This is a genomic window from Streptomyces sp. ATLC9, from assembly GCF_057196705.1.
Window position 1 is genome coordinate 1 of record NZ_JBXUOY010000474.1, and the last position, 1,978, is coordinate 1,978.

The following is a 1,978-nucleotide window of genomic DNA, read 5'->3' on the forward strand; positions in this document are numbered from 1 at the left end:
CCGCCCGCCGCGCCCGGGGGCCCGCCCGCCCCCCCGCCCCCCCCCCCCCCCCCCCCCCCCCCCCCCCCCCGGGGAGCTGCTCGCACTGGTGGAGGAGGGGGAGCCGGGCCCTGGCTGGAAGCCCGTCGTCCCGGTCGGCGTGGGCGGGGACCGCACCGCGCTGCTGGTGCACGCCGACGATCCCCGGCTGCGCCGGCTGGCCGTTCTCGACGCGGTGATCAACAACGCGGACCGCAAGGGCGGACACCTGCTGACCGCCCCGGGCGGGCGGCTGTACGGCATCGACCACGGTGTGACCTTCCACACCGACGACAAACTGCGCACCCTGCTGTGGGGCTGGGCGGGCGAGCCGCTGCCCGGGGAGGTGCTGGAACCGCTGCGCGGCCTGTCCGCCGCGCTGGCCGACGGCGCACCGCTCGCCACCCGGCTGACCGAACTGATCACCCCCGCGGAACTGGACGCCCTGCGCAAGCGGACCGAAGCCCTGACCGGCTCCGGCCGCCACCCGCTGCCCGGCGGCGACTGGCCCCCTATCCCCTGGCCGCCCGTCTGACCTGCCCGTCCGATCCACCGGTCCGGCCCGCCGGCCCCGGCGGCAGCGCCCCGTCAAGCGGGCCGCACCGGCCCCGGGCCCCGGTTCAGGCCATTACGCGCATCCCGTTCGTGGACGGCACCGCGTGCCGGTTACGCTCATGACCATGCATGCCTGGCCCGCTTCCGAGGTGCCCGCCCTGCCAGGTCAGGGCCGAGACCTCAGCCTCCACGACACCGCGACCGGCGGACGGGTGACCCTCGCCCCCGGCCCCGTCGCCCGCATCTACGTCTGCGGCATCACGCCGTACGACGCGACCCACATCGGGCACGCGGCGACCTACAACGCGTTCGACCTCGTGCAGCGCGTGTGGCTCGACACCAAGCGGCAGGTCCACTACGTGCAGAACGTCACCGACGTCGACGACCCGCTGCTGGAGCGGGCCACCGCCACCGGTGAGGACTGGACGGCCCTGGCCGAGCGCGAGACCGCCCTCTTCCGCGAGGACATGACCGCCCTGCGGATGCTCCCGCCCAGGCACTACATCGGAGCCGTGGAGTACATACCCCGGATCGTTCCCGTCATCGAGCGGCTGCGGGAGACCGGCGCCGCCTACGACCTCGACGGCGACGTCTACTTCTCCGTCGCCTCCGACCCCCATTTCGGCGAGGTGTCCGGCCTGGACTCCGGGACGATGCGGCACCTGTCGGCCGAGCGCGGCGGCGACCCGGACCGCCCGGGCAAGAAGAACCCGCTCGACCCGATGCTGTGGACGGCCGCCCGCGAGGGTGAGCCCTCCTGGGACGGCGGCTCGCTCGGCCCCGGCCGCCCCGGCTGGCACGTCGAGTGCGTCGCCATCGCCCTGGACCACCTGGGCATGGGCTTCGACGTCCAGGGCGGCGGCTCCGACCTGGCCTTCCCCCACCACGAGATGGGCGCCTCGCACGCCCAGGCGCTCACCGGCCGGTACCCCTTCGCCCGCGCCTACGTCCACGCCGGGATGGTCGCCCTCCACGGCGAGAAGATGTCCAAGTCCAAGGGGAACCTCGTCTTCGTCAGCGCGCTGCGCCGCGACGGCACCGATCCGGCCGCCGTCCGCCTGGCCCTGCTGGCCCACCACTACCGCGCCGACTGGGAGTGGACGGACGCGGTCCTCGACGAGGCGGTGGCCCGGCTCGGGCGCTGGCGGGCCGCCGTCTCCCGCCCCGACGGCCCGCCGGCCGAGGCGCTGGTGGAGGAGATCCGCGCCGCCCTCGCCGACGATCTCGACGCCCCCGCCGCGCTGGCCGCGGTCGACCGCTGGGCCGAACACCAGGAGGCGGACGGCGGTACGGACACCGGCGCGCCCGGCCTGGTCTCGCGGGCCGTGGACGCTCTGCTGGGAGTCGCGCTCTGAACCCGTGAGCAGGCGGCTGAGCACACGACGGCGACGGTGGGGCGCCCCAC

2 protein-coding genes are annotated in these 1,978 nt (G+C 75.6%); both read left to right on the forward strand.

Translation table 11 applies throughout. The features are described 5' to 3' along the window. A partial coding sequence (locus AC2CJA_RS26390) for an SCO1664 family protein (RefSeq protein ID WP_484605173.1) occupies window positions 1-553 on the forward strand: 553 nt, incomplete at its 5' end. Window positions 554-698: 145 nt separating this feature from the next. Continuing rightward, entirely contained in the window at window positions 699-1,928 is a 1,230-nt protein-coding gene (mshC, locus tag AC2CJA_RS26395; RefSeq protein ID WP_484605174.1) for a cysteine--1-D-myo-inosityl 2-amino-2-deoxy-alpha-D-glucopyranoside ligase, read from the forward strand. The last annotated feature ends 50 nt before the right edge of the window (window positions 1,929-1,978 follow it).

Coding starts and splice junctions, on each gene's coding strand:
- mshC (WP_484605174.1), top strand. CDS start 699: ATGCATGCCTGGCCCGCTTCCGAGGTGCCCGCCCTGCCAGGTCAGGGC.